Annotated in this window: 20 protein-coding genes; 18 read left to right on the forward strand and 2 right to left on the reverse strand. The window is 62.4% G+C overall.

Going from position 1 to position 20,301, the window contains the following annotated elements:
- Nucleotides 1–87: 87 nt before the first annotated feature.
- The gene (locus ACTNBY_RS00375) at nt 88–342 is read right to left on the reverse strand and encodes a hypothetical protein (RefSeq protein ID WP_154515036.1); all 255 of its coding nucleotides are present in this window, start codon (nt 340–342) and stop codon (nt 88–90) included.
- 158 nt (nt 343–500) lie between these two features.
- Here ACTNBY_RS00375 and ACTNBY_RS00380 point away from each other — a divergent pair, with 158 nt between their 5' ends.
- The 7 genes from ACTNBY_RS00380 to ACTNBY_RS00410 all read left to right on the forward strand — a co-directional run bounded on the left by ACTNBY_RS00380 (nt 501) and on the right by ACTNBY_RS00410 (nt 7,435).
- Nucleotides 501–1,805: an aminotransferase class I/II-fold pyridoxal phosphate-dependent enzyme gene (locus tag ACTNBY_RS00380; protein WP_441062977.1), complete on the forward strand. Its 1,305-nt coding sequence runs from the start codon at nt 501–503 to the stop codon at nt 1,803–1,805.
- Between the two features lie 66 nt (nt 1,806–1,871).
- Complete coding sequence (locus tag ACTNBY_RS00385) at nt 1,872–2,186, forward strand: STAS domain-containing protein (protein WP_154515032.1); 315 nt, start codon at nt 1,872–1,874, stop codon at nt 2,184–2,186.
- 153 nt (nt 2,187–2,339) lie between these two features.
- Complete coding sequence (locus ACTNBY_RS00390; protein WP_427718929.1) at nt 2,340–2,912, forward strand: twin-arginine translocase TatA/TatE family subunit; 573 nt, start codon at nt 2,340–2,342, stop codon at nt 2,910–2,912.
- Entirely contained in the window at nt 2,912–3,706 is a 795-nt protein-coding gene (gene tatC / locus ACTNBY_RS00395) for a twin-arginine translocase subunit TatC (RefSeq protein ID WP_193221504.1), read from the forward strand. Before ACTNBY_RS00390 ends, tatC begins: the two co-directional genes overlap by 1 nt.
- Before the next feature lie 6 nt (nt 3,707–3,712).
- Nucleotides 3,713–4,069, forward strand: a complete 357-nt coding sequence (hypA, locus tag ACTNBY_RS00400) for a hydrogenase maturation nickel metallochaperone HypA (RefSeq protein WP_152068469.1) — start codon at nt 3,713–3,715, stop codon at nt 4,067–4,069.
- Between the two features lie 54 nt (nt 4,070–4,123).
- Nucleotides 4,124–4,807 carry a hydrogenase nickel incorporation protein HypB gene (hypB, locus tag ACTNBY_RS00405; protein ID WP_152068470.1) on the forward strand — a complete coding sequence of 228 codons (684 nt, stop codon included), beginning with the start codon at nt 4,124–4,126 and terminating at the stop codon, nt 4,805–4,807.
- A gap of 54 nt (nt 4,808–4,861) precedes the next feature.
- A complete protein-coding gene (locus tag ACTNBY_RS00410; protein ID WP_441054150.1) occupies nt 4,862–7,435 on the forward strand; it encodes a DNA topoisomerase I in 2,574 nt (857 codons plus the stop codon).
- A gap of 144 nt (nt 7,436–7,579) precedes the next feature.
- Here ACTNBY_RS00410 and ACTNBY_RS00415 read toward each other — a convergent pair whose 3' ends face one another.
- Nucleotides 7,580–8,566 carry a zinc-ribbon domain-containing protein gene (locus tag ACTNBY_RS00415; protein ID WP_441062978.1) on the reverse strand — a complete coding sequence of 329 codons (987 nt, stop codon included), beginning with the start codon at nt 8,564–8,566 and terminating at the stop codon, nt 7,580–7,582.
- A gap of 296 nt (nt 8,567–8,862) precedes the next feature.
- Between ACTNBY_RS00415 and tmk the strand changes: the two genes are divergently transcribed.
- The 11 genes from tmk to ACTNBY_RS00470 all read left to right on the forward strand — a co-directional run bounded on the left by tmk (nt 8,863) and on the right by ACTNBY_RS00470 (nt 20,220).
- Nucleotides 8,863–9,546, forward strand: a complete 684-nt coding sequence (tmk, locus tag ACTNBY_RS00420; RefSeq protein ID WP_427747986.1) for a dTMP kinase — start codon at nt 8,863–8,865, stop codon at nt 9,544–9,546.
- A gap of 1 nt (nt 9,547) precedes the next feature.
- On the forward strand, nt 9,548–10,675 hold the full coding sequence (locus tag ACTNBY_RS00425; RefSeq protein ID WP_441062979.1) for a DNA polymerase III subunit: 1,128 nt from the start codon (nt 9,548–9,550) through the stop codon (nt 10,673–10,675).
- Nucleotides 10,666–12,360 (forward strand): PSP1 domain-containing protein, encoded by a 1,695-nt coding sequence (locus tag ACTNBY_RS00430; RefSeq protein ID WP_441062980.1) that lies wholly within the window; start codon nt 10,666–10,668, stop codon nt 12,358–12,360. Before ACTNBY_RS00425 ends, ACTNBY_RS00430 begins: the two co-directional genes overlap by 10 nt.
- A gap of 150 nt (nt 12,361–12,510) precedes the next feature.
- Entirely contained in the window at nt 12,511–13,269 is a 759-nt protein-coding gene (locus ACTNBY_RS00435; RefSeq protein ID WP_441062981.1) for a ComF family protein, read from the forward strand.
- Nucleotides 13,270–13,873: 604 nt separating this feature from the next.
- The gene (locus ACTNBY_RS00440) at nt 13,874–14,866 is read left to right on the forward strand and encodes a substrate-binding periplasmic protein (RefSeq protein ID WP_441063022.1); all 993 of its coding nucleotides are present in this window, start codon (nt 13,874–13,876) and stop codon (nt 14,864–14,866) included.
- A 317-nt stretch (nt 14,867–15,183) separates the two neighbouring features.
- On the forward strand, nt 15,184–15,768 hold the full coding sequence (hpf, locus tag ACTNBY_RS00445) for a ribosome hibernation-promoting factor, HPF/YfiA family (protein WP_055285508.1): 585 nt from the start codon (nt 15,184–15,186) through the stop codon (nt 15,766–15,768).
- An 80-nt stretch (nt 15,769–15,848) separates the two neighbouring features.
- On the forward strand, nt 15,849–16,802 hold the full coding sequence (locus tag ACTNBY_RS00450) for a DegV family protein (RefSeq protein ID WP_427718953.1): 954 nt from the start codon (nt 15,849–15,851) through the stop codon (nt 16,800–16,802).
- A gap of 98 nt (nt 16,803–16,900) precedes the next feature.
- On the forward strand, nt 16,901–17,980 hold the full coding sequence (locus tag ACTNBY_RS00455) for an NAD(P)-binding domain-containing protein (protein ID WP_427718955.1): 1,080 nt from the start codon (nt 16,901–16,903) through the stop codon (nt 17,978–17,980).
- Nucleotides 17,981–17,985: 5 nt separating this feature from the next.
- The gene (locus ACTNBY_RS00460) at nt 17,986–18,414 is read left to right on the forward strand and encodes a hypothetical protein (RefSeq protein WP_427728604.1); all 429 of its coding nucleotides are present in this window, start codon (nt 17,986–17,988) and stop codon (nt 18,412–18,414) included.
- Nucleotides 18,415–18,429: 15 nt separating this feature from the next.
- Nucleotides 18,430–19,128: a hypothetical protein gene (locus tag ACTNBY_RS00465; RefSeq protein ID WP_427718960.1), complete on the forward strand. Its 699-nt coding sequence runs from the start codon at nt 18,430–18,432 to the stop codon at nt 19,126–19,128.
- A gap of 6 nt (nt 19,129–19,134) precedes the next feature.
- The gene (locus tag ACTNBY_RS00470) at nt 19,135–20,220 is read left to right on the forward strand and encodes an isocitrate/isopropylmalate dehydrogenase family protein (RefSeq protein WP_427728602.1); all 1,086 of its coding nucleotides are present in this window, start codon (nt 19,135–19,137) and stop codon (nt 20,218–20,220) included.
- Nucleotides 20,221–20,301: the final 81 nt, after the last annotated feature.

Raw genomic sequence — 20,301 nt, forward strand, 5'->3', positions numbered from 1 at the left:
GGGGCCGGACATGCCCCGGATGCCCTCGTGTGAAAAAATGCCGTTTGTGAGCACTGTCACAAACGGCATTTCATTTATTTGCCATTTTTATTCCACGGTGCCGTAGACGGCGCCCCAGCCGTGGGCGGCAAGGGCCGAGTTAAGCTGGTCGCAAAGCGATTGGCGGTCGTAGTGGCCGGGCGGCAAAAGATTCACGATTTCCATGAGATCGGGCGCCAGGTCCAAGATCTCCGCCTGAACGATTAGATCCAGGCGGTCAATGGCCTTACGGTCATAAAACAAGCCGTCGACCAGACGCTGCAGGTCTCCGAACTCCTCGGCTTGAAAAGAGCCGTATTCCATACTGCCTCCTTGGATGTGCCATGCGGCTATACGGGTCATACGGTGGATATCGTAATTCATTGCGATGGACTTAATCTATCACGGCTTCATACCGTTGCGGCGGTAGCGGTCTATACTTAGACAAACTGCAACGTCCCGCTTTGCGAAAGGTCGCACCCATGCAGACGATCTACCAGAAGATGGAAACCACCGAACTCGATGCCGCCATCGAGGCGCTCAAAGCCGAGGTTGCCGAGGTCAAGGCCAAGGGCCTGGCGCTCGACATGGCGCGCGGCAAGCCGTCGCCCTCCCAGGTGGACATCTCGCGCCCCATGCTCGATATCCTCAATGCCGACGCCGATCTGCACGACGGTAACGTCGACTGCTCCAACTACGGCTGCTTTGAGGGCATCCCCTCGGCACGCAAGCTGGCGGGGGAGTTCCTGGGTTGCCCCGCCGATCAGACGCTCGTACTGGGTTCGTCGAGCCTTTTGATCGAGCACGATATCGCCGGTATGTTCTGGCGCTGCGGCTCGTGCGGCAACGAGCCTTGGGAGGCTTATGAGGCCGCGCACGACGGTAAGAAGGTCAAGTTCCTGTGCCCGGTTCCTGGCTACGACCGTCATTTTGGCATCACCGCCGACCTGGGTATCGAGAACGTCCCCGTCGCGATGACCGGCAGCGGCCCCGACATGGACGAGGTAGAGCGCCTGGTTGCCGCCGACGACTCCATCAAGGGCATCTGGTGCGTGCCCAAGTATTCCAACCCCACGGGCATCACCTTTAGCGAGGACACCGTGCGCCGCTTGGTCGAGATGCCCACGGCCGCGCCCGATTTTCGCATCTTTTGGGACAACGCCTACTGCGTGCACGACCTGTACGACGAGACCGACGAGCTCGCCAACATCTTCGATCTTGCCCGCGCGGCGGGTACCGAGGACCGCGTGGTGGCATTCGCCTCGACGTCCAAGATCACCTTCCCGGGCGCGGGCATCGGCTTTATCGGTGCGAGTCCCGCGGTCATCGCGGAGTTCTCCAAGCGCCTGAAGGCCGGTCTTATCAGCGCCGACAAGCTCAACCAGCTACGCCACGTGCGCTTCCTTCCCACCATCGAGGCGGTCAAGGAGCACATGAAAAAGCATGCCGAGTTCTTGCGTCCGCGCTTTGAGGCCGTCGAGCGCAAGCTCACTGAGGGCCTGGGCGATACGGGTTGCGCTACTTGGACGCATCCCCGCGGCGGCTACTTTGTGAGCTTTGATGGCCCCGAGGGCTCGGCCCAAAAGGTCGCCGCGCTTTGCGCCGACCTGGGTGTCAAGCTCACGCCGGCAGGTGCCACCTGGCCTTATGGCAAGGATCCGCGCGACACCAACATCCGCATCGCGCCGAGTTATCCCACGGTCGAGGACCTGGAGGCCGCACTCGACGTGCTGGTGCTGGCCGTCAAGCTCGTCGCTGCCGAGCTTGCTCGTGCCGAGCGCGCCTAACGCGTAGGGCCCCGCAAATACGCGTCCAGTACCATCCGCACTCTCGATACGCAAAGGAGCGTATATATGGATTTGGGTATTTCCACCAACCCCACGCCGGAGCTCTACACCATCAGGGTGACCGGTGAGATTGATATCTCTAACGCCGACAGCTTGCGTAACGCCATCGACTTGGCGCTCGAGCAGCCCACCGAGGCCGTTGAGCTCGACTTTGCCCAGGTGAGCTATATCGACTCGACAGGTATTGGCGTACTTGTGGGCGCCGCGCACCACGCAGCCGATCACGACAAGCGGTTTGGCTGCGTCAACGTGCAGCCCCCGGTGATGCGCGTGGTTCAGTTGCTGGGTGTCGACCAGGAGATTTCAATTACGGCGGCATAAGCCCTGCCCCAAAAAGGGCGTGCCGTTTGGTATATGTTTGTGATGCGCTCGGATGTTTTGACGTCCGGGCGCTATACTTGACCGAATGAATAGACGAGTTCCGGCCGAATGGCGCGGTGCGGGCTCGACTCACATCGAGCCTTGGAGGTATGTGTGTTTGGTATTGGAGAGGGTGAGCTCGCGATCATCGTGGTCTTCGGCTTTTTGCTGTTTGGCCCGGATAAGCTCCCGCAGATGGGCCGCACGATCGGCCGTGCCATCCGTCAGTTCCGCGAGACGCAGGAAAAGATGACGGCTGTTGTTCAGTCCGAGATTATCGATCCGGTAAGCGAGGCCGCTTCGGCTCCGGTCAAGCCCAAGAAGGCTGCCGTCGATGATGATTCCGATGCGGACGAGGATGCCGTCGAGACGGCCGCGCCCGCAAAGAAGGAGACCTTTGCCGAGCGCCGTGCCCGCCTTGCCGCCGAGAAGGCCGCGAGTGAGGGTGCTGCCGAGGACGAAGGTGCTGCTGGTGAGGCTGAGGGCCCCGAGTCTGCTGCTGCCGCCGTCGAGCCCGAGCCTGCTGCAGAGCCGGAGCCCGAGCCCGAGCCGGCAGAGCCCACGACGGCTGACCTCTACGCCCGTCGTCCCCGCAAGCGCAAGGCCGTCGTCGACCAGCTCGCTCGCGAGCTCGAGGCCGAGGACGACGCCGCTGCCGCCCATGCCCCGAAGGGAGGCGATGAGTAATGCCTATCGGACCCGCGCGCATGCCGCTCTTCGATCATCTGGGTGAGCTCCGTCGCCGCCTGACCATCGTGGTCGTGTCAGTCTTTGCCGCCGCCATCGTGCTGTATTTCGCCACGCCCGTGGTGCTCGACATCCTGGAAGACCCCATCCGCTCCTTTGTGCCGGACGGTAAGTTCTACATCACCACCACGCTCGGCGGCTTTGGTCTGCGCTTTTCGCTGGCCCTCAAGATGGCCGTTGTCATGTGCACGCCTATGATCATTTGGCAGATTCTGGCGTTTTTCCTGCCGGCGCTTCGCCCCAACGAGCGCAAGTGGGTTGTGCCCACGGTGCTCGCCTCGACGGTGCTGTTCTTCCTGGGCGCAATCTTTTGCTACTTCATCATCATCCCTGCGGGCTTTGAGTGGCTCATCGGCGAAACCTCGGCCGTCGCTACGGCGCTGCCCGATCTGGAGAACTACGTCAACATGGAGCTGCTCTTTATGATCGGCTTTGGTGTGGCGTTTGAGCTGCCGCTCATCATCTTCTACCTGTCTGTCTTCCATATCGTGTCCTATGCGGCCTTCCGCGGTGCCTGGCGTTACGTATACGTTGGCCTGCTTGCGGGCTCGGCTGTGATTACGCCCGACGGCTCGCCCGTTACGCTGGGTCTCATGTATGGTGCCCTGCTCTCGCTCTACGAGATTTCGCTCGCCATCGCCCGCGTGGTCATTACCGCGCGCGATGGCAAGGAAGGCTTGTTTGTGAGCCGTCTGGATCTGTTCTCGAACGACGACGAGGACGACGAGGAGTAAATCCGTATGCACGAGGTTGGCATTGTCAACGGCATACTCGATACAGTGATTCGCGCGGCGCGTGGGGCGGGGGCCTCGCGCGCTGTTTTGGTAACGCTGCGCATTGGGGATATGACCGAAGTTGTGCGTGAGGCGCTCGACTTTGCGTGGGAGACGTTTCGCGACGAGGACATGCTCACGCGCGGCTGCGAGCTTGCCGTGGAGGAAGTCCATCCACAAAGCGAGTGCCTGGACTGCCGCGAGGTCTTTGAACACGACCGCTTCCATTGCCGCTGTCCTCAGTGTGGCGGCACCAACGTGCGCCTGCTGCACGGCCGCGAGCTCGACATCGCCAGCATCGAGATTGAAACCCCCGACAATTAACCAGCCTGCCATTTGGGGACGGGGTATAAATGGTAGAAGTAAGGAGTGCCGAGTATGGCCGAGAAAACTATTGATATCGCATCGCCGATTCTGTCGCGCAATGAGCGCCTGGCAGATCAGCTGCGTCAGCGATTCAAAGAGACAGGCACCTATGTGATCAATGTGCTGTCGAGTCCCGGCTCTGGTAAGACCACCACGATTCTGGGCACCAACGAGCGCCTGCGCGACAAAGCCGGCCTGCGCTGTGCCGTCATCGAGGGCGATATCGCCTCGGATGTCGACGCCATCACCATGAAGGAAGCCGGCATGCCCGCCATTCAGATCAACACGGGCGGTCTGTGCCACCTCGAGGGCAACATGATCATGGAGGCCGTTGATGCGTTTGACCAGGCAGTGGGCCTTCAAAACATCGATGTTATCTTTATCGAAAACGTGGGCAATCTGGTCTGTCCGGTCGACTTTGACCTGGGCGAGAACCTGTCCATCATGATTCTCTCGGTGCCCGAGGGCGACGACAAGCCCATTAAGTACCCGGGCATCTTCCAGCACGCTGGCGCACAGCTGCTCAACAAGGTCGATGTGGCCCCGGCTTTCGATTTTGACATGGATAGGTATACTAAGACACTCGATGACCTCAATCCGCAGGCGCCGCGGTTTGCCGTGAGCGCACGCAAGGGCGAGGGCATGGATGCCTGGTGCGATTGGCTCATCGGGCAGATCGAACAAACAAGGGCGTAAGTCGGCCGTCGTACGTGCGGGCGCAGCCGCAGACACACGAGATAGGAGCCTCTTTTGAAGCTCATCATCGCCGAGAAAAACGACGCCGCGCGTCAGATTGCCGAGCGTCTTTCCACGGGCAAGCCCAAAAAGGACAAGGTGTACAACACCCCCATCTACCGTTTTGAGTGGAAGGGCGAGGAGTGCGTGACAATCGGCCTTGCCGGTCACATCCTTGCGCCCGATTTTTGCGACAGCGTGCTGTTCGATAAAAAGCTGGGTTGGTACTCGGTCACCGAGGACGGCGAGATGCTGCCGGCCGACATACCCGATGGCCTGGCGCGCCCGCCCTATGACACCAAGCGCAAACCGTTCCTTGCCGACGGTATCTCCATCAAAGGCTGGAAGCTCGAGAGCCTGCCCTACCTTACCTGGGCGCCCGTTATCAAGCTGCCGGCCGAGAAAGAACTCATTCGCTCGCTCAAGAACCTTGCCAAGAAGTCCGACAGCGTCATCATCGCCACGGACTTCGATCGCGAGGGCGAGCTGATTGGTTCGGACGCCCTCAACAAGGTGCGCGAGGTTGCGCCCGACTTGCCGGTTGCCCGCGCCCAGTATTCTTCGTTTACCAAGGCCGAGATCACGCAGGCCTTTGATAACCTCGTCTCGCTCGACCAGAACCTGGCCGATGCCGGCGAGAGTCGTCAGCACATCGACCTCATTTGGGGTGCGGTGCTCACGCGCTACCTGACGCTCGCCAAGTTTGGCGGCTTTGGCAACGTGCGTTCTGCCGGCCGCGTGCAGACCCCGACGCTCGCCTTGGTGGTCGAGCGCGAGCGCGAGCGCATGGCGTTTGTGCCCGAGGACTACTGGCAGATTCGCGGCATGGCTGCCGCGCAGGCTGCTGCCGAGGAGGACCGCTTTAAGATCGCGCACAAGACGGCGCGCTTTACCGACAAGGATGCTGCCGAGACGGCGTACGGCCATGTCGACGGCGTTGCGACGGCAACCGTTGCCGCGGTGACCAAGCGCTCGCGCAAGCAGCAGCCGCCCACGCCGTTTGCGACCACCTCGCTGCAGGCTGCCGCTGCGGCCGAGGGCATCTCGCCCGCACGCACCATGCGCATCGCCGAGTCCCTCTACATGGCGGGCCTCATCAGCTATCCGCGTGTCGACAACACCGTGTACCCCGCGACGCTCGATCTGGGCGCCGTGGTGAGTGACCTGGCAAAGATCAACCCGGCGCTGGCGCCCGTATGCAAAAAGGTGCTCGCCGGTCCCATGAAGCCCACGCGCGGCAAGGTCGAGACCACCGACCACCCGCCTATCTACCCCACGGGCGAGGGCGATCCGTCCACGCTCGACGGTGGCCAGCGCAAGCTCTACGACCTCATCGCTCGTCGCTTCCTGGCGACGCTTATGGGCCCCGCCACCATCGAGAACACCAAGCTCGAGCTCGACGTGAACGGCGAGCCGTTCGTGGCTTCGGGCGATGTGCTCGTGACCCCGGGTTTCCGCGAGGCATACCCGTACGGACTCAAGCGCGACGAGCAGATGCCGCCGCTGGAGCAGGGCGACATGGTCGACGTATTCGACATTAAGCTCGAGGCCAAACAGACCGAGCCGCCCGCGCGCTACAGCCAGGGCAAGCTCGTGCAGGAGATGGAAAAGCGCGGCCTGGGCACCAAGTCCACGCGCGCGAGCATCATCGAGCGCCTGTACGCCGTGCGCTACCTCAAAAACGATCCCGTGGAGCCGAGTCAGCTGGGTATCGCCATCATCGATGCACTGTCGCAGTTTGCCCCGCGCATCACGAGCCCCGATATGACCAGCGAGCTCGACGGCGACATGACCCGCGTGGAGCGCGGCGAAGATACCGAAGAGCATGTCGTGACGCACTCGCGCGCGCTGCTGGCCGGCGTGCTCGATGAGCTGCTCAAGCATACGCAGGAGCTGGGCGACGCCATCAGCGATGCCGTCACGGCCGATGCGCGCGTGGGCGCCTGCCCCAAGTGCGGCAAGGATCTGGTTATGAAGACGAGCGCCAAGACCCGCGGTAGCTTTATCGGCTGCATGGGCTGGCCCGACTGCGACGTGACCTATCCGGTGCCGAGCGGCGTCAAGGTGAGCCCGCTCGAGGGCGAGGCTGCCGTGTGTCCCGAATGCGGCGCACCGCGCATTAAGTGCCAGCCGTTCCGCCAGAAGGCTTTCGAGATCTGCGTGAACCCCACGTGTCCCACCAATTACGAGCCCGACCTTAAGGTGGGCGAGTGCAAGGTGTGCGCCGAGGCCGGACGCCATGGCGATCTGATTGCGCACAAGAGCGAGAAGAGCGGCAAGCGCTTTATCCGCTGCACCAACTATGACGATTGCGGCGTGAGCTATCCGCTGCCGGCGCGTGGCAAACTCGAGGCGACGGGCGAGACCTGTCCCGAGTGCGGCGCTCCCATCGTGGTGGTCAACACGGCGCGCGGTCCGTGGCGCATCTGCGTCAACATGGACTGCCCGACCAAGGAGAAGAAGCCCGCCCGCGGCCGCAAGACGACGACCAAGGCGAGTACGGCGAAGAAGACCACGGCGAAAAAGACGACTGCCAAGAAGGCTGCCGCGAAAAAGACGACCACAAAGAAGGCGGCCGCCAGCAAGTAGCGGCGCAGCCGAAACATTGCCCAAAACAAAAACGGGCGAGGGTCCCATGATCCTCGCCCGTTTTTTGTTCGGCAGTTAGGGACGTTCCTTTTCTACCGGCAGTTTAGGAACGTCCCTAACTGCCAGCTCGGGAACGACAAAACGCTAGTTCACCTCGACGGGTTTGGCGCTGGGATAGCGGTCCTCAAAGTCCAAGCGATACTTGTTGCTGCTGGTTCCCGGCTCGTTGTCGCGTGCCAGCGGCGCCACGATTTCGTCCTTATGGTCCGAGGGCTTTGCGTACTTTAGGCTGATCTCCCAGGCATCGCAGATCGCGTCGATGCGGTGATCAAGGTCGTCATACAGGGCAATGATGTCTTTCCAGGAGTTGTAGTTCTTGGAGCTCATGGGGACGTCCAGGTCCTCGACGATATCGTAATACTGCTCGATGGTCTCCTCCGTGCGCTCGGCGACGTCGGCGAGATTTTGACGGGTGGTGCGATCTTCTTCCAGATAGCTACCATTGAAGGCCTGCGCGCAGGCGCGGACCTGGCTATCGAGGTCCTCGAGCAGGTCGTAGTATTCGCTCAGGCGACGGTAGAGGTTCTGCTCGGAGAGGGTTGCTTCGCCGCCAGCCTCGTCCTCGTCGTCATCGTCATCGTCGTAAAGGCTATTGGGGTCGCCGAGAGGCTTGAGGTCATCATCGTCAACATCGTGGTGCAGCTTGGTAACCTCGGCAGTCGTCTGCGTGGCGGAGTTGTCGAACGGTTTGATCACAAAGAAGATGACCAGGGCGATGATGATTGCCACCAGCGCAACGATAACGGCGACAAGCGCCCCGGTGCCGCTCTTTTTGGGAGCGGGGGTCTGTGGCGAAGCAGGCGCGTATGCGGGAGCCGGCTGCTGTTGGGGCGAGCCGCTCGCGACGGGTATGCACTGCGTGGTCTCGCCGGCCGCGGGGCTTGCGGCGGGGTCGGGGCGATAAGCGAGGGGATCGTCCGCCTTGGCTTGCGGCGTATCAAGGGGCCCGGTCTGCCCAAAAGCGGGCTGGCTATCGCTCGCGGCTGTTTGCTCAACGGGTGCACCGCACGAGGTGCAGAACTTGGCATTATCTGCAAGAAGCTTGCCGCACGAGGCGCAATACCGAGACATTGCCACTCCTTTCGCCACATTTCAATGCCATACGACGATTATACCAAGCATCCAAAATTCCCCATCATAAGTTGCGGTGAAATAGGGACTGTTTGGCGGTCTTAGAGCTTCAATCAGTCCCTATTTCACCGCAACTTTGGAAAGGCACCTTTAGTCATTGGGGACGTTCTTAAACGACCAGTCATTTAAGAACGTCCCCAATGACTAGGTTGGATTTGGGGTGCGCCTGCCCCTGGGGTATCATGATTTGGTTGATATATCTGCATTTACGCGCCTTGTAGGAAGGGACTGCGCCCATGGCTTTTGAGCCCGCTCAACATAGCTTTATCACGCTCGAGGGCGTCGATGGTGCCGGTAAGTCCACGCAGGCGCGCCTGCTGGCCCGTGCGCTCGAGCTCGCTGGCTACCAGGTCGTGACCCTGCGTGAGCCGGGTGGTACCGCCATTAGTGAAAAGATCCGTGCCCTGCTGCTCGACCCCGCCAATACGGCGATGGGGGATACCTGCGAGCTGCTGCTCTACGAGGCCGCACGCGCCCAGCTGGTGCACGAGGTCATAGCTCCCGCCCTTGCGGCCGGCAAGGTGGTCCTGTGTGACCGCTTCTATGATTCCACGACCTGCTACCAGGCGTTTGCCGACGGCCTCGATCGCCAGATGGTACGCGACGCCAACAACCTTGCTGTCGCGGGGACGCACCCGGCGCTCACGCTCGTCTATCACATCACGCCCGAGCAGGCGGCGCTGCGCATGTCCGCCCGTGGTGCGGTCGACCGCATGGAGGCCAAGGGCATGGCGTTCCAGGAGCGCGTTTACCAGGGATTTAGTGCTATTGCCGCCGAGGAGCCAGATCGCGTGAAGCTCATCGACGCCACCGCTTCCATCGAGGACGTCTTCGCGCAGACGGTCGAGCAGGTTCGCGCGTACGGTCTCGACATTTCCCAGGACGCCGTCACCGCCACGCTTGCCCAGGAGGCCGAGTAACATGGCCCCCGCTCAGGCAAGCCTGCTGGCCAAGCTCGACACCCAAGAGCGCGTACGCGATTTTTTGACCAACGCCGTCGCCAGCGGCCGCGCATCGCACGCCTACCTGTTTTTGGGCGCTCCCGGTGCCGGCAAGCTCGATGCCGCCTGGGCGCTCGCCCAAGCCTTCCTGTGCGAGCAGGACGGCTGCGGCTCATGCGATAGCTGTGTGCGTGTCGCCCGCCATACGCACCCCGACGTGCACTATTACACGCCCGAGAGCGCCACGGGCTACCTCATCGCCCAGACCCGCGAGCTGCTCGACGACGTGCCGCTGGCGCCCATCCGTGCCAAGGCCAAGGTCTACATCATCGACCGTGCCGAGCAGCTGCGCGCCAACACCGCCAACGCACTGCTCAAGACGCTCGAGGAGCCGCCCGAGGGCGTTATGTTTATCTTGCTGGGCACCTCGGCAGACGTGATGTTGCCCACCATCGTGAGCCGCTGCCAGTGCGTGCCGTTTCGGCTGGTGTCGCCCGCCGTGGCCACGAAGGCCGTGAGCCGCGCGACGGGCCAGGATCTCGTACGCTGTCGCATGGCGGTCGCCGTGGCGGGGAGCCCCACGCGCGGCATCGAGTTCCTTAAGAGCGCCGAGCGCCAGGATGCTCGCCGCCAGATGATCCGCGCCATCGATTCGCTCATCGCCGCCGACGAGGCCGATGTACTCAGCCGCGCCAAGTCGCTCATCGTCGCCGTTAAGGCTCCGCTCGCCGAGGTCAAGTCCACGCAGGAAAAGGTGCTCGAGCAAAACGCCGATTATCTGTCGCGTGGAGCATTGAAGCAGCTTGAGGACCGCAACAAGCGCGAACTCAACGCGCGCGAGCGTTCGGGTATCATGGAAGCGCTGGCGAGCACGCGGACGCTCATGCGCGACGTGCTGCTGACGCTTCAGGATGAGGCGGCAGACATTGTGAACGAGGACGTGCGCGACACGATCGGGCGGCTTGCCGCCGCTACGAATGTTGCGGGTGCCACCCGGGCGCTCGAGGCGGTCGCGACCGCCGAGCGCAACATTGCCAGAAACGTTACTCCCCAGCTGGCCATCGAGGTCATGCTGTTCGATATCAGGAAGGCACTGAAATGCCGTTAGTCGTACCCGTTAAGTTTACCTACGCCTCGCGCGACCTGTGGTTTGACCCGCAGGATCTGGATATCCTCGAGGCCGATTATGCCATTTGCTCCACCGAGCGCGGAACCGAGATCGGCCTGGTCACGGCCGATCCCTTCGAGGTGCCGCAAGACGAGATCGGTCAGCCGCTCAAGCCCGTGCTGCGTGTGGCGAGCGATATCGACCTGCAGCTTGCCGACGACCTGGCCATCCAGGGCGATGAGGCCATGGTCGATTTCCGCCGTCTGGTCAAAGATCTCGACCTCGAGATGAAGCCGGTGGGTGTCGAATACCTGTTTGGCGGCGAGAAAGCCGTGTTCTACTTTGCGGCCGAGGAGCGCGTCGATTTTCGTCAGCTCGTCAAGGACCTGTCCTCGACGCTGCACATTCGCGTTGACATGCGCCAGATTGGCGTGCGTGACGAGACTCGCTTGGTGGGCGGCTATGCCCAATGCGGACAGGAGCTCTGCTGCACGCGCTTTGGCGGACAGTTTGAGCCCGTCTCGATTCGCATGGCAAAAGAGCAGGACCTGCCGCTCAATTCGTCTAAGATCAGCGGCGTGTGCGGCCGCCTGATGTGCTGCCTGCGCTATGAGTTCGAGGCGTACAAGGACTTTAAGAGCCGCGCGCCCAAAAAGAAGACGCTCATCGATACGCCGCTCGGCAAGGCGCGTATCCAGGAATATGACACGCCGCGTGAGCAGCTGGTGCTGCGCCTGGAGAACGGTAAAGTCTTTAAGGTCAACCTGGCCGATATGACGTGCTCGGAGGGCTGCAAAAAGAAGGCCGCCGAGCAGGGCTGCAGCTGCCGCCCCGACTGCGTGACGCGCGATGTGCTCGAGCGCATCGAGTCGCCCGAGATGCGCCTGGCGCTCATGGAGCTCGATCGCGAGAACGGCGTCGACGTGGGCGATGGCCTGTCGAGTGCCGACCGTCTGGCCGGCACGTCGATGCCCAAGCGCCGTCGTCGCGATGCCGAATCCGATGCTTGTGCCGGTCAGGCCCAGGGCGAGGGTCGTGGCCGCGGAAAGGGCCGCGGCAAGGCCGAGGCTTCCGAGGCCGAGGAGGCGGCCGGCGGCCGTCGTCGCCGCAAGCGCACGGCGTCCGTCGACAACGGCGAGACCGCGGGCAAGAACGCCTCTCGCGAGCGCGAGGCTCAGCAGCCCCAGCAGCAAAACCGCGGCGGCGGCATGAACCCCACGCGCCGTCGTCGCCGCCACCTGTCGAGCGAGGAGCGCGAGGACGCCTTCCGCGCCGCAGCCGCTCGCGAGGCCGGTGCCGCTCCCAAGGGTGCCTCGGCCTCCGACGCGCCTGCCGACAAGGCTGGCAGGCCACGTGGCGAGGAGGAGCGCGCGCCGCGTCCGCGCCGTCGCCATTCCTCGGGCACGCAGCAGAAACCCTCGGTTCCTTCTGTGGCCGATCAGGTTTCGGATGGTGAAGTCAAGGTCACGCGCCGTCGCCCCGGCGATGGCGGAGGAGCTGCCGCCAAGGCTTCGCGCGGCGGTGCTCGCGACGAGCGCGAGCCGCGTGAGGATCGCAGTGGCGAGGGTTCGGCCGACCAGAGTCAGAAGCGCCGCCGCCGTCGCCGTTCCCGCAAGCCGCGCCAGGATGGTGGCGAAGGCTCGACCCACACCTCGTCCGCACCGCAACCGCCTGCCGGCGAATAGCGCCCTCAAGCGGATTCGACTTGTCTGACCCCAAGTGCAACGGGGTATCATGGCACTGAATCGACAACCCTCCCTTCGCCCAAGCGTAGGGAGGGTTTTGTCATAAATAACTATCTGAATGGTTTGAGCCGCTTACGGAGTGCCGACATCTTGCCGTTTGCGGATGAATTGCTACCGTTTGCCGAGCGCGCGGCGCATGAGGCACTCGAGGTTCTTTCGCCCACGCGATGCGCCGGTTGCGAGCGTGCCGGTGCGCTTATTTGTCGGGAGTGCCTGGCGTCGCTCACGCTTGTCGATCCGCGCCACAGCTGCACGAGGTGCGGCGCTCCGTTTGGAGACCTGCTGTGTACCGAGTGCTCGGTCGAGGGCGCGTCTTCGACGGTGGCTAAGGCCCTCGATCGCTGCCTGGTGTGCGCTGTCTATGCACATCCGTTGCCGCGCATCATCAAGGCATACAAGGATGCGGGCGAGCGCCGTCTGGCACCGTATCTGGCAGAGCTGCTCTACGACACCGCCTTGCATGCCCAGGCAGCAGCCCCCGACCGTTACGGCGGCGTGCTGTCCGGTGTCGACGCGGTGGTATTTGTGCCCGCGACTGCGGCGGCGTTTCGGCGGCGTGGTTTTGATCACATGGAAGCAATCGCGCGCTCGTTTTGCGATCTTTCGGGTGTGCCATTGCTGGACGCCTTGGTCAAATACGGTCATGGCGACCAGCGCGAACTCGGTCGCGCCGAGCGCCGGGAACATGCCCGGGACATGTACGAGACGGTCGAGGATGTACGTGGCTGTCGTCTGCTGCTCATCGACGATGTCATTACCACGGGCGCGACAATGGCAGCGGCCTCGGCGGAGCTTAAGCGCGCCGGCGCCAAAGCCGTCGATGGCCTCGCTATCGCACGCGTTTGGTAGGGGTGGTTTTGTGGCAGTGAAGATTGCGCGGCGCGTCGAGCCGGCAGGCGAGCAACTGGCAGCCTCTGTGATCCTTACCGGCGCCTCGGCGCTACGCATGATGCGCGCCGAGCGCCGGCATATGGGTCACATCAGTTGGAGGGACTTCCATCCCGATGAAGAGCGCCGTGTGCTGCCCGCCTCGACCTGCGAAATCTGTACTCGCGGTGCGAATGACGACCTAACCTTAAACTTTAGCTTGAACTTAGCTATAATGCGCTACGTTCCCGCCAGGCTGTGGTTGCGGACGGGCAATGCGCCCATCCAAGTCCAAGACAGACGCGGTCAAAGGGATCCACGTAAGCGACCGCGTGCGCGCGGCGCGATCATGGCGCGTCCTAGATGTAAGCCGCACCGTCCGTTCTACTTTCTTTGGGGCAATACCGCCTCGCGGGCGAGCGGGCCAGTCGTGAAGGTGGCTGCGGCCTCCCGAGCAAACGCCCCGGTGCGCAAGTGTGGGGTCAAATACCAGGTCAGCTGGTGGGAACAACCCGATATTCCGTGCAGGGCACGGATCGTATACGACACAGAAGGTAGGGTAGCGGACATGGTGAGGGGCAGCTTGATGCATGCGACTCGGTTGGGTGCTGGGACCGCGGCGGTCATTGCCGTTTTGGGCCTGAGTGGATGCGCGTTCAATCCACTGTCCACGTTCACGACGCCCACGATCGACCAGATCGAGCGCGAGACCGTTACCCCCACGGTATCGGACGATGCCCTGGTCACGCCGGGAACCCTGACGGTCGCCCTCGATACTTCCGATGCCCCGCAAGCCATGCAGGATGCCGACGGAAACCTCACGGGCTATGCGGTCGATGCCGCTCGTGCCCTCGCATGCCGCATGGGTCTCAAGGTCGCCTTTGTCGATGCGTCCTCGGCCGATTCCGCGCTCAGCGATAAAAAGGCCGATATCTTCATTGGCGACGTCAGCTCTACGGACGGCGATATCAGCTCGCTTGGCACCTGTCTGTACGACGCCCCCGCCGTATTCGGCAAGAGCAGTGACGGCGAGTCGTTGAGCGTTTCCACCGAAATGCTTAACACCGCTACCCTGGGCGTTCAGACCTTCTCGGCCTCGCAGGAAGCGCTCGCCAAGCAGGGCATCACGGCCAACCAAAAGACCTTCTCCAACATCAACGAGTGCTTCGAGGCACTCGAGTCGGGCGAGGTTGATTACGTGATCTGTGATTCCACGGCCGGTGGTTACCTCGCGCGCCTGATGAGCCAGATCTCCTGTGTCGGCACGCTCGAGACACCCTCCACGCTTGGCGTCGCAGGCCTTAGCTCTAACGATGAGCTGTGCCGTGCTGTGAGCGATGCCCTCGACGACATCACGGTCGACGGCACGCTCGAGGCGGTCCACTGCGTCTGGTACGGCCAAATGCCCTATGACCTTACCGCCAAGACTGTTTCGGGGGCCAATGTGCAGGCATCCGAATCCACGTCCAACGAGACCGAGTCCTCCGATGGCGACACCTCCGATAACAACGGCGACAGCCCCTCGTCTAGCCAGGAGGGCGCCATCACCGACGATGACATCAACAAGCTCAATAGCTAGTTATTGGTAGGGGTGGCGCCTGCCATACATTGAACAAGGCGCTTCTTCACGGTTTCAACACGCATGGCCGGGTCTCCCCCATAGGGGAGCCCGGCTTTTCAATTTTGATAAAACCAGCAGCTCAAGGGCAATTTCCAGGAGAAAAACCAACTCCGCCGACGCCCTCATATAGCGCACTTTGCCGCGGAAAAGTGCGAGACTTCGGTATGCGGTATCAAGCAGTCGTTATTCGGGCCTTTGGGAATTCGGGTGATTAAATGCACGGCAATGGGTACATAGCCAGTACAGTAAGTCCCCGAGGCAGATTGGAGCCACGTATGGATATCAAGGTTTCTGGACGCAAGACGACGGTAACCGATGCTCTGCGTGCGCATGTGGACGAGAAGATCGGCGAGGCGCTCAAGGTTTTCGATATCGAGCCCATGACAGTCGACGTCGTGCTTCGTTATGAGAAGAACCCCTCGAACCCCAACCCGGCAATCGTCGAGGTCACGGTTCGTGCCCGCGGCTCTGTGATTCGCGTCGCCGAGCACGGCGCGGATATGTATGCCGCCATCGATCTCTCCGCCGATAAGGTCACCCGCCAGCTGCGCAAGTTCAAGACCAAGGTTGTGGACAACCGCCAGGGCGGTGCCAGCGCCGCGGATGTCGCACCGGTCGAGCGCGTCGAGGATCTGGCCGACCTGCTGCTGCCCGAGGAGGACGACGACCTGCTCGTCCGCGAGAAGGTCATCGATGTCACCCCGATGACTGAGGAGCAGGCGCTGGTGCAGACCGATCTGCTCGGCCACGACTTCTACGTGTTCGAGAACGCGACGACTGGCCTCATCAATGTGGTGTATCACCGTAAGAATGGTGGATATGGCATCATCAAGCCCCGCATCGAAACACTTGACGAGTAAAATACGTTAACTTGCATGAGTTAACGGTTGGCGGCCATCCCATGCGGGTGGCCGCCTTTTTTACGTAAGGAGTCGCTTTGATGGACAAGGCCGCATCCGCCGGTCATTCGGACCGTTGCCGTATCGTCGTCGATACCTGCTGCGACTTTAACCCCGAGGTCGCCGCGAACCTCGATGTCGATATCTTGGGCTTCCCTTTCATTATCGATGGCGAGGAGCGCACGGACGACATCTGGTCGAGCATGAGCCCTAAGGAGTTCTACGACCGCATGCGCGCCGGTGCCCGCGTGTCCACCTCGGCTGTGTCGCTCGGTCGCTATATCGAGTTCTTTACCGAGTGCGCCAAAGAGGGCACACCCACGGTTTACCTGTGCTTTACCTCGGCGCTGTCGTCGAGCTACAACTCCGCGTGCCAGGCGGCAGATGCCGTGCGCGCCGAGTATCCCAACTTTGAGCTCTACGTGGTCGACAACGCTCTGCCCTGCGCGACCGGCGAGCTCCTGGCGCTTGAGGCCGTGCGCCAGCGTTCGGCGGGACTGACTGCCAAGCAGCTGGTCGATTGGGCAAACGAGGCCAAGACCTACGTGCACGGCTACTTTACGCTCGAGAGCTTCGATGCGCTGGCTGCCGGCGGCCGCATTCCGCCCGCGGCGGCGCAGCTCACGGCAAAGCTCGACGTCAAGCCCGAGCTCTCCTACGACCTTGCCGGCTCGCTGTCGCTGATCGGCGTCAACCGCGGCCGCAAGAAGGCGCTCAAGTCCATTCTCAAGTCGTTCCGCGAGAACTACGTGCCCGATCGCACCATGCCCATCGCCATCATGACGGCCGATGCCGAAAAGGACGGTGACTGGCTCGAAGCCGCCATCCGCAAGGAGGAGGGCTGCGCCGACGTTACGATCATTCGCAGCTCCGTGGGCCCCACCATCGGCTCGCACGTGGGCCCCGGCATGGTGGCCTGCGCGTTTTGGGGCAAGAACCGCACCGACAAGGCGTCGCTTTCCGACCGCATCGCCCGCCGCGTGCGCGGCCAGTAGGCAAGCGCTGCGTCCGTAATCGCCCTCGACTCACAGCCCAAACGCTGGCAACGAGTATTCAACCTGGTAATAACACCCAACCCAAAAGGAAAGGTTTCATGGCAAACAAGCTCTCTGTCGCATTTATCGGCACCGGAATCATGGGTGCCCCTATCGCCGGCCACATTCTGGACGCTGGCTATCCCGTCACGGTCAACAACCGCACCAAGTCCAAGGCTGCAGCGCTTGTTGAGCGCGGTGCCGTCTGGGCCGATACGCCGGCAGATGCCGCGGCGAACGCCGACGTCGTCTTTACCATGGTGGGCTATCCCTCCGAGGTCGAGGAGCTCTACCTGGCGGGCGACGGTCTGCTCGCGTGCACTAAGCCCGGTGCGGTCCTAATCGACCTCACCACGAGCTCGCCCGAGCTGGCGCGCGACATTGCCGAGGCCGCCCAGGTTTCCGGCCGCATGGCGTTTGACTGCCCCGTCACCGGCGGCGAGTCGGGTGCTATCGCCGGCACGCTTACGGCTATCGTGGGCGCTACCGAGAACGACATTGCCCCGGTCCGCGATATCCTTTCCACCTTTGCGGCAACCATCTGCTGCTTCGATGGCGCCGGCAAGGGCCAGGCTGCCAAGCTCGCCAACCAGGTGTCGCTGGGCGCCTGCATGGTCGGCATGGCCGATGCGCTGGCGTTTGCCGAGCTGAGCGGCCTTGATATGGAGAAGACCCGTCAGATGATCCTGGGCGGCACCGGCAAGTCCGGTGCCATGGAGAGCTTGGCGCCCAAGGCGCTCGACGGCGACTACAAGCCCGGTTTTATGGTGGAGCACTTCATCAAGGACCTGCGCTTGGCGCTCGCCTATGCCGACGACCGCGAGCTTGCGCTGCCCGGCGCCGACGTGGCCTTTACGCTCTATGACATGCTCGACGCCATCGGTGGTGCCAAGCTGGGTACCCAGGCCATCAATGTCCTCTATAAGGAGGAGGCCGACGCCATTGCCGCCGGTCTGGACTGGTCGCAGTATCGTCCCGAGGAGCATGGTGCTCATGAGGAAGGCTGTGGTTGCGGCGAGCATGGCGACGACCACGAGTGCGGTTGTGGCCACCACCATGGCGAGGACCACGAGTGCTGCGGCGGCCACGGCCATGACGACGGCCACGAGTGCTGCTGCGGCCACCATCACGAGGAGTAGCGCCCATGAGCTGGACGTTCGTGGTGCTCGCACTAGTGCTCTTTCTCTTTGCGATCTACATTGGCTTTTTGTGCGGCCAGTGGGCGTGCGAAAAGCGCGTCGTCACCAAGCGCGACTACTGGATTGCCAACTTTGCAGGAGCGGCGGCAGTCGTCCTGCTGACCTGGGTGTTCTCGCTGTTCCCGCTGGTGCAGTTTGCGCCGATCGGCTGGCTTGGCGGCTTTATCGCCGGCCTTAAGATGAGCTTTGGCGAGTCCGTTGGTCCGTGGCGCAAGCACGATGAGGTCTTTAACGTCAACCAGGCTCATCGCGCCGCCGCCGACGCAGGAGACGCCGAGGAGCGCCGCCGCGCGCGTCGCAATGGCGCGGCTGACCGACAGCTCATCTCGGTCACCGATGACAGCAAGGGTGCTGGCAGGCACACTAAGAAATAGTAAGAAGAGGTAACTATGGCAGAAAACAAAGACGAACAGCTCACCGACGAGGAGCTGGCACAGCTTCAGCTGGCAGAGGAGAACGAGAACACCGTCGACCGCTTGGTCCAGGAGCTCGGCTGCCCCACGCGCCGTATCCGCCAGTTTGCCGCCCGCGTGCTGCACCTGCTTGCCGAGCGCGATCCGCAGCGCGTCGTGCCCTGCGTGCCCGCGCTGATCGAGGCGCTCGACCGGCCCGAGGCTCAGACTCGCTGGGAGGCCCTCGATGCCCTGGCGGCGCTCGCCACCACCTGCCCCGACCAGCTGGGCGATGCCTTTGAGGGCGCCGAGACCGCACTGTTTGACGAGATTTCCTCCACGCTGCGCTATGCCGCCTTCCGCCTGCTGTGCGTGTGGGGTGCCACGAGCGTCGAGCGTTCGCGCGAGGCTTGGCCCATCCTGGACGAGGCCATCCAGTGCTACCACGGTGACCTCGAGTATCGCGATATGCTCGGCTGCCTGTACGAGTTTGGCAAAGGCGAGATCGATGCCGAGATCGCCGAGAAGCTTGCGCTGCGCCTTAAGTTCGATGCCGAGAACGGCAAGGGCAGCTATCTCAAGGCCCGTTCGAGCGAGATTTGCGAAATGCTTGTTAAACGTTTTGGCCTGGATCTCTCCAAAAAGAAGAAGCGTGCTAGCGTTAAAAAATCTGACGACGCCGAAGACGAGGAGTAACAGATTATGGCGCACGATGTAGTCCTGATTCCCGGTGACGGGATCGGTCCCGAGATTACGCAGGCCATGCGCCGCGTGGTCGAGGCCGCCGGTGTCCAGATCAATTGGAACGTCCAGGAGGCCGGTGCCGGCGTCATGGACGAGTTTGGCACGCCGCTGCCCCAGCATGTGCTCGATGCCGTCGCCCAGACCAAAGTTGCCATCAAGGGCCCCATCACCACGCCGGTCGGTACGGGGTTCCGCAGCGTCAACGTTGCCCTGCGTAAGTACTTCGATCTGTACGCCTGCGTGCGCCCCTGCCTGTCGCAACCGGGCGATGGCTCGCGCTTCCGCGATGTCGACCTGGTTATCGTGCGCGAGAACACCGAGGACCTCTACGCTGGTATTGAGTTCGACGAAGGCGCTGCCGAGGTCGAGGAGCTTTCACAGCTTGTCGAGCGCTCGGGTCAGAAAACCTTCGCCGCGGATTCCGCCATCTCGATCAAGCCCATCTCCATCGCCAAAAGCCGCCGTATTGTGGAGTACGCCTTTGAGTATGCTCGCCGCTGCGGTCGCAAAAAGGTGACGGCCGTGCACAAGGCCAACATCATGAAGGCGACTGACGGCCTGTTCCTGCGCGTGGCTCGCGAGGTGGCTGCCAACTATCCCGATATCGAGTTCAACGACAAGATCGTCGACGCCACCTGCATGGGTCTGGTTCAGAACCCCAACGACTTCGATGTTCTAGTCCTGCCCAATTTGTATGGCGATATCGTCAGCGACTTGTGCGCCGGTCTTGTGGGCGGCCTTGGCATGGCCCCCGGCTCCAATATCGGAGCCGACTGCGCCATCTTTGAGGCCACGCATGGCTCCGCGCCCGATATCGCTGGCCAGGATATCGCTAACCCCACGGCCGAGATTCTGTCTGCCGCCATGATGCTCGATCATCTGGGCGAGAACGATGCTGCCAATCGTATTCGCGCCGCCGTATCTGCCACGCTCGACGAGGGCGAGCAGGTTACCGGTGACGTGCGTCGTGCCCAGACCGGCTCTATTGAGGGCGCCGTGGGCACGCAGGCCTTTGCCGATGCCGTTATCGCGCATCTTGCCTAAGGGGATACGGCTTCAAACGCCTAAGCGGTACTTATACGTTTGCGGATAACCTGAGAATGAATACGCCCGGCGCTCTGTCGG

This window comes from Collinsella sp. HCP28S3_E12 (assembly GCF_052065595.1).
Taxonomy (GTDB): domain Bacteria; phylum Actinomycetota; class Coriobacteriia; order Coriobacteriales; family Coriobacteriaceae; genus Collinsella.

What these genes read in the sequence shown, in the direction of transcription:
- ACTNBY_RS00375 (WP_154515036.1), bottom strand. Translation starts at nt 342, where the DNA reads ATGGAATACGGCTCTTTTCAAGCCGAGGAGTTCGGAGACCTGCAGCGT.
- ACTNBY_RS00380 (WP_441062977.1), top strand. Translation starts at nt 501, where the DNA reads ATGCAGACGATCTACCAGAAGATGGAAACCACCGAACTCGATGCCGCC.
- ACTNBY_RS00385 (WP_154515032.1), top strand. Translation starts at nt 1,872, where the DNA reads ATGGATTTGGGTATTTCCACCAACCCCACGCCGGAGCTCTACACCATC.
- tatC (WP_193221504.1), top strand. Translation starts at nt 2,912, where the DNA reads ATGCCTATCGGACCCGCGCGCATGCCGCTCTTCGATCATCTGGGTGAG.
- hypA (WP_152068469.1), top strand. Translation starts at nt 3,713, where the DNA reads ATGCACGAGGTTGGCATTGTCAACGGCATACTCGATACAGTGATTCGC.
- hypB (WP_152068470.1), top strand. Translation starts at nt 4,124, where the DNA reads ATGGCCGAGAAAACTATTGATATCGCATCGCCGATTCTGTCGCGCAAT.
- ACTNBY_RS00415 (WP_441062978.1), bottom strand. Translation starts at nt 8,566, where the DNA reads ATGTCTCGGTATTGCGCCTCGTGCGGCAAGCTTCTTGCAGATAATGCC.
- tmk (WP_427747986.1), top strand. Translation starts at nt 8,863, where the DNA reads ATGGCTTTTGAGCCCGCTCAACATAGCTTTATCACGCTCGAGGGCGTC.
- ACTNBY_RS00425 (WP_441062979.1), top strand. Translation starts at nt 9,548, where the DNA reads ATGGCCCCCGCTCAGGCAAGCCTGCTGGCCAAGCTCGACACCCAAGAG.
- ACTNBY_RS00430 (WP_441062980.1), top strand. Translation starts at nt 10,666, where the DNA reads ATGCCGTTAGTCGTACCCGTTAAGTTTACCTACGCCTCGCGCGACCTG.
- ACTNBY_RS00440 (WP_441063022.1), top strand. Translation starts at nt 13,874, where the DNA reads ATGCATGCGACTCGGTTGGGTGCTGGGACCGCGGCGGTCATTGCCGTT.
- hpf (WP_055285508.1), top strand. Translation starts at nt 15,184, where the DNA reads ATGGATATCAAGGTTTCTGGACGCAAGACGACGGTAACCGATGCTCTG.
- ACTNBY_RS00450 (WP_427718953.1), top strand. Translation starts at nt 15,849, where the DNA reads ATGGACAAGGCCGCATCCGCCGGTCATTCGGACCGTTGCCGTATCGTC.
- ACTNBY_RS00455 (WP_427718955.1), top strand. Translation starts at nt 16,901, where the DNA reads ATGGCAAACAAGCTCTCTGTCGCATTTATCGGCACCGGAATCATGGGT.
- ACTNBY_RS00460 (WP_427728604.1), top strand. Translation starts at nt 17,986, where the DNA reads ATGAGCTGGACGTTCGTGGTGCTCGCACTAGTGCTCTTTCTCTTTGCG.
- ACTNBY_RS00465 (WP_427718960.1), top strand. Translation starts at nt 18,430, where the DNA reads ATGGCAGAAAACAAAGACGAACAGCTCACCGACGAGGAGCTGGCACAG.
- ACTNBY_RS00470 (WP_427728602.1), top strand. Translation starts at nt 19,135, where the DNA reads ATGGCGCACGATGTAGTCCTGATTCCCGGTGACGGGATCGGTCCCGAG.